This window comes from Phyllobacterium sp. (genome assembly GCF_037994425.1).
Lineage (GTDB): Bacteria > Pseudomonadota > Alphaproteobacteria > Rhizobiales > Rhizobiaceae > Phyllobacterium.
Window position 1 is genome coordinate 1 of record NZ_JBBNAM010000039.1, and the last position, 5,745, is coordinate 5,745.

At 60.0% G+C, this 5,745-nt stretch carries 5 protein-coding genes; 2 read left to right on the forward strand and 3 right to left on the reverse strand.

Annotation, left to right across the window (positions count from 1 at the left end):
• Positions 1-36: 36 nt before the first annotated feature.
• Positions 37-1,530 carry a CoA-acylating methylmalonate-semialdehyde dehydrogenase gene (locus AAAB35_RS02325; RefSeq protein ID WP_340666626.1) on the reverse strand — a complete coding sequence of 498 codons (1,494 nt, stop codon included), beginning with the start codon at positions 1,528-1,530 and terminating at the stop codon, positions 37-39.
• Between the two features lie 134 nt (positions 1,531-1,664).
• On the opposite strand from AAAB35_RS02325, the gene AAAB35_RS02330 reads away from it, so the two are divergent.
• Complete coding sequence (locus tag AAAB35_RS02330) at positions 1,665-2,546, forward strand: LysR family transcriptional regulator (protein ID WP_340666627.1); 882 nt, start codon at positions 1,665-1,667, stop codon at positions 2,544-2,546.
• Between the two features lie 118 nt (positions 2,547-2,664).
• Positions 2,665-3,051, forward strand: coding sequence for a DUF3011 domain-containing protein (locus AAAB35_RS02335; RefSeq protein WP_340666628.1), 387 nt, complete (start codon positions 2,665-2,667; stop codon positions 3,049-3,051).
• Between the two features lies 1 nt (position 3,052).
• On the opposite strand, the gene AAAB35_RS02340 is transcribed toward AAAB35_RS02335, so the two are convergent.
• Positions 3,053-4,996 carry a MacB family efflux pump subunit gene (locus AAAB35_RS02340; RefSeq protein ID WP_340666629.1) on the reverse strand — a complete coding sequence of 648 codons (1,944 nt, stop codon included), beginning with the start codon at positions 4,994-4,996 and terminating at the stop codon, positions 3,053-3,055.
• Between the two features lie 8 nt (positions 4,997-5,004).
• A partial coding sequence (locus tag AAAB35_RS02345) for an efflux RND transporter periplasmic adaptor subunit (protein WP_340666630.1) occupies positions 5,005-5,745 on the reverse strand: 741 nt, incomplete at its 5' end.

A 5,745-nucleotide genomic window follows, 5' to 3' on the forward strand; every position in this document is an offset into this window, starting at 1 on the left:
GCCGCAGCCCCTCTCAATATTGGTTGACGGAGGTTATTACATCGTTGGGATGACGAACTCCGCTCCGTCCTTCACACCGGAAGGCCAGCGCGACGTGACCGTCTTGGTTTTGGTGTAAAAACGGAACGCATCCGGGCCATGCTGATTGAGATCGCCAAAGCCCGAAGCCTTCCAGCCACCGAACGTGTAGTAGGCAATCGGAACAGGGATCGGAACGTTGACGCCGACCATGCCAATCTGGACGCGCGAGGCGAAATCGCGGGCCGCATCGCCGTCACGGGTGAAGATCGCAACGCCGTTGCCGTATTCGTGCTCGTTCGGCAGGCGAACGGCATCCTCGTAGGTCTCGGCGCGGACGATGCTGAGCACCGGCCCGAAGATCTCTTCCTTATAGATGCGCATGTCCGGGGTTACGTTGTCGAACAGGCAGCCGCCCATATAGTAGCCGTTCTCGTAGCCCTGCATTTTGAAGCCGCGGCCGTCGACAACAAGCTTGGCGCCTTCCTTGATGCCGAGATCGACATAGCCTTTGATGCGCTCCAGCGCATCCTTGGTAACGACGGGGCCGTAATCTGCCGACACGTCGGTCGAAGGGCCGACTTTCAGGCCTTCGACACGTGGGATGAGGCGTTCGACCAGGCGATCGGCCGTTTCCTTGCCGACGGGCACAGCAACGGAAATCGCCATGCAGCGCTCGCCCGCCGACCCATAGCCGGCGCCGATAAGGGCATCGACTGTCTGGTCCATATCCGCATCAGGCATGATGATCATGTGGTTCTTGGCGCCGCCGAAGCACTGGGCGCGCTTGCCGTTCGCTGTTGCACGAGCATAGATGTACTGGGCGATCGGGGTCGAACCGACAAAGCCGACGGCCTTGACGTCAGGATCGTCGAGGAGTGCATCGACAGCACCCTTGTCGCCGTTCACCACGTTGAAGATGCCGGCGGGAAGACCAGCTTCAATGAAAAGCTCGGCGAGACGCATAGGCACGCCCGGATCGCGTTCGGACGGCTTGAGGATAAAGGCATTGCCCGAGACGATAGCGGGCGCAGCCTTCCACAGCGGGATCATCGCCGGGAAATTGAATGGTGTGATCCCTGCAACGACGCCGAGAGGCTGGCGCATCGAATAAACGTCGATGCCCGTACCGGCACTGTCGCTGAACTCGCCCTTGAGCATATGAGCAGCGCCGAGGCAGACCTCGACCACTTCGAGCCCGCGCTGAATATCGCCCTTGGCATCCGGGATTGTCTTGCCGTGTTCGCGCGCCAGAAGCTCGGCAAGCGAATCATATTCCGCCTCTACCAGTTCGAGGAACTTGCGCATCACGCGGACGCGGCGCTGCGGGTTGGTCGCGGCCCACTTCGGCTGCGCCGACTTCGCATCCTCGACGGCGGCGCGTACCTCAGCCGGCGCAGCCAAGGCAACGCGGCCCTGCACTGTTCCATCCATCGGCTGGAAAATTTCGGTCGTGCGTCCGCTCGTGCCGGCGACGTGCTTGCCACCGATAAAATGTCCGACTTCACGCATTGTGATCTGCCTCCCTGCAATTGTTGGATTTATTCGTGGCGCCATCATCGCGCTTTAAAAAATTTATTGCAAGCCAAGCAAAAGCGTATCCGTTGTGCGAATATTAAAGTACCAATTTGTGAGGAGACGAGAAAATGAATTGGGACGATGTGCGCATTTTCCTGGCGGTGGCCCGGTCCGGGCAAATCCTTGGCGCCGCCAAGCGCCTGGGAGTCAATCATGCAACCGTAGCGCGGCGTTTGACGGCGTTCGAATCCGATCTGAACACGAAGTTGCTGACGCGGCGGACCAATGGCTGCGAACTGACCCACGCGGGCGAAGAGTTTCTCCTTTCCGCCGAGCGCATGGAGGCAGAGATGCTGTCGATCCGATCCTCGCTGGGTGATGCCGATGTCGCCATCTCGGGTTCTGTCCGCATCGGCGCGCCCGACGGCTTTGGCGTAACCTTTCTTGCACCGCGCCTTGCGTCGCTTACGGCCCGCTATCCCGATCTCAAGATCCAGTTGGTGCCGGTTCCCCGCTCTTTTTCGTTGTCGCGCCGCGAGGCCGACATTGCCATCACGGTCGACCGTCCGGACCAGGGACGGCTCGTCGCGCGCAAGCTCGTCGACTATAGCCTCGGCCTGTACGCCAGCCGGACCTATCTCGACGCGCACCCTGCGCCGCGCTCAATCGATGAACTCGCCAACCACAGGTTGGTGGGCTATGTCGATGATCTCGTCATCAGCCAATCATTGAACTATGCGCCTGAGATCAGCCGCGACTGGCGTCCCGCTTTCGAGATTTCGAGCGCGCTCGGGCAAGTGGAGGCGGTGCGCGCGGGGGCAGGCATCGGGATTCTGCACATGTTCATTGCCCGCGAGCACGCCGACCTCATCCCCGTCCTGCCGGAGCGCACGATCCGCCGCTCCTATTGGCTCGCCTATCATGAATCAGTGCGGACGCTGCGGCGGATAACCGCCGTTTCGAGCTTCATCTCGGATCTCGTCAGTAGCGAGAACGCGCGGTTTTCCTGAACACCGCCTGTATCGAAGCGCCTGAGAAATGTGATTGACCGGGCCGGAACAAAATTTGCAGATCAGGCTTCAATTGATGCACATTCGCCATGTTTTGATTCGGTATTGGAGAGGCAAAATGTACCGATATATTCTTGCTTTCGCAGTCGCCTTTGGAGGCGCGCAATTTTTCATTTCTACTCCGGCGCTCGCACAGAGCACCCTCAAATGTGAATCACGCAAGTTCAGATATAGAGAATGTGATGCCGGTATGCGTCGTCCGCGCATCGTCCGCCAGCTCTCGAGTACGCCCTGCGTTGCAGGCGATACCTGGGGCTATGCCCGCGGTGTTATCTGGGTCGACAAGGGATGCGCCGCCGCCTTCGCCGATTCGGGCCGCAGGCCATCGCAGCGCTATTATCACGACCGCGACTACTACCCGGATGACCGCTACCAGCAGCCGCGCCGTAGCTACGATAACCGCTCGTTTGATCCCTATCGTGGTGATCCGCTCGACGACTGGTGAGTTATTCCGAACTGAGGGCAGCTGCCGGCTGAAGCCTTGATGCGTTCCGGGCCGGCAGGAAGCCGAAGACCAGTCCGGTCAGGAACGAACATGCAAAGGCAAGCGCCACAGGTCCGATCGTAAAGCTAACGGGTGCGCCAAGCACTTTTGCAAGAATTCCGGTGCCGAGACCAGCGACAACGCCGATTGCACCGCCGATCGCTGAAACAACCAGAGCCTCGATGATGAACTGGAGCAGGATGTCGCGTTGACGCGCTCCGGTCGCCATGCGCACGCCGATCTCGCGCGTTCGCTCGCTGACGCTCACCAGCATGATGTTCATGACCCCAATCCCACCGACGAGGAGCGATATAGCCGCAACGGCGCCAAGAAACAGCTTCAAAGTGTTTGACGTCTCTGTCACCGCCTCGCGGATCGAGGCCATGTTGGTGATCTGGGTATCCTGCTTCTTGTGGCGGCGGTCAAGGAGCGCCTGCAGCCTATCCTGCGTTGCGTCGATGGCGGCGCTGTCTTTTACCTGGACCGTTATGGAGCGGACATTGCGCTGCCCGAATATCCGCATGCTGCCGGTCGTCAGCGGCATCAGGATCGTATCGTCCTGGTCGTTGCCGCCCGGCCCTGCCCCCATTTCGCTCATGACACCGATGATCTGGAACGGGATCTTGCTGACCAGCACATATTTTCCGAGTGGATTTTCCCCGTCTGGAAAGAGATTCTTCTCCACCGTTCGCCCGATAATGGCGACCGGCGCATAGCTTTCCATATCATCCTTGTTGAGGAATTCGCCCTTGCCGACCTTCCAGGATTTCGCTTCCGTGAACTGGGGCACCGTGCCGTTGGCCGTCGTTTGATAATCGATATTGCCGTAACGTAACGTAACGGTGCTAGTCATCTCCGGCACGGCAAAAGCGACGTTGGGAACTTCGAGAATAGCGTCTGCGTCGGCAGGAACGAGCGTTACGTTACTGCCGCCGCTGGTGCCGCGAAAGTTCGCCATGCTTGGCCGGACGACGAGAAGGTCCGAACCCATGGCGGAGATACGGTCGAGCACCGAGTTCTGTGCCCCGGTCCCGATCGCCAGCATCGCCACCACCGAGCCGACACCGATGACGATGCCAAGAAGCGTCAGGATAGTGCGGAAGAGGTTGGCGTGCAGGGCGCGCAGCGCCATCTTGATCGCTTCGGTCACATCTGCAATCGCCGCAACGCCCTCTACGGCTTTCTGCTTGAGGCCAGAGGCGGCCTCGGGATTGCTCCGGCCTTTCTTGGTGCGATCTGAAATCACGCGGCCGTCGCGCAACTCGATCAGCCGGTCGGCCTGCTCCGCCACTTCACGCGAGTGGGTAATGACTATGATCGTATGGCCGCTTTCGTTCATGCTGCGCAGGAGCGCCATGACTTCCTCGCCACTCTGACTGTCGAGGGCGCCGGTGGGCTCGTCCGCAAGAATGATACGACCGCCGTTCATAAGCGCACGGGCGATCGATACACGCTGCTGCTGCCCGCCCGAAAGCTGGTTGGGACGATGGTCCAGCCTGTCGCCGAGTTTGAGCGAGTTGAGCAATGCTTCCGCCCGGTCACGCCGGTCGCGGGCATGCGCGCCCGCATAGACTGCGGGAACCTCGACATTCTCCTGGGCGCTGGCTGTCGGGATCAGATTGTAACTCTGGAAGACGAACCCGAAAGTGCGGCGGCGCAAGCCGGCAAGCTCATCGGGCTCGAATCCCGAAACATGTTCGCCATCCAGCAGGTAGTCGCCCCTCGTTGGCCGATCGAGACAGCCGAGGATGTTCATCAGCGTCGATTTACCCGAACCCGATTGGCCGATGATGGCGACAAACTCGCCCGCCTCGATATCAAGCGAGATGCCATGCAGAACCTCAACGGCAAGATCGCCATTGTAGTAGGTCTTGGTGATGTCCTTGAGCGAGATCAGGGCGGTCATGGCTTTTCTCAGAACATCGGCGGCATGCGCACAGAACGCTGCGAGCGATTGCCGCCATTGTTCGAAGTCTTCGCCGCGGATGGGTCACTGCCCGTCCCTACGACGACGCGCTCGCCCTCCTTGAGACCACTCTTGATCTCGGCATTGACGCGGTTACGGATGCCGACTTCCACCTCACGGGTTTCGGTGGCACCTGCCTGCGTTACGACCGTTACCTCGCCCTTATGCGAAGCTTCGCTGTTGCCGCCACGCCGCGATCCGTCCGGCAAGGTAATTGCCGAACTCGGCACCACGAGCACGTCCTTTGCGGCAGACTCGACGAAGAACACCTGGGCACTCATCGAGATCATGAGGTCGCCGTCAGGATTGGGAACGTCGAACAGCGCGTAGTAGAGAACAACGTTGTTTTCGATGTCGGGCGTCGGCTGGATTTGCCGCAATTTTCCGGTGTAGCGCTTGCCGGGCTGGCCAAGCAGCGTGAAATAGGCGTCCATGCCGATCTTGAGCTTGCTGACATCGGCTTCGGAAACCTGGGCCTTGACCGTCATGGTCGATAGATCGGCAATGGTGACGATGGTCGGCGCCGTCTGGCTCGCATTGAGCGTCTGCCCCTCCTTGACCGGAACGGCGGCGATCGTCCCTGCCATCGGCGCATAGATCTTCGTATAGCCGAGATCGACTTCGTCGCCGGCAAGGGTTGCCTGTTGCTTGCGAATTTGCGCCTCGAGCGCATTTACATCCGCCTCGGC

Excerpts from the sequence above, each read along its gene's own strand:
- AAAB35_RS02330 (WP_340666627.1), top strand. The coding sequence starts at position 1,665 with ATGAATTGGGACGATGTGCGCATTTTCCTGGCGGTGGCCCGGTCCGGG.
- AAAB35_RS02325 (WP_340666626.1), bottom strand. The coding sequence starts at position 1,530 with ATGCGTGAAGTCGGACATTTTATCGGTGGCAAGCACGTCGCCGGCACG.
- AAAB35_RS02335 (WP_340666628.1), top strand. The coding sequence starts at position 2,665 with ATGTACCGATATATTCTTGCTTTCGCAGTCGCCTTTGGAGGCGCGCAA.
- AAAB35_RS02340 (WP_340666629.1), bottom strand. The coding sequence starts at position 4,996 with ATGACCGCCCTGATCTCGCTCAAGGACATCACCAAGACCTACTACAAT.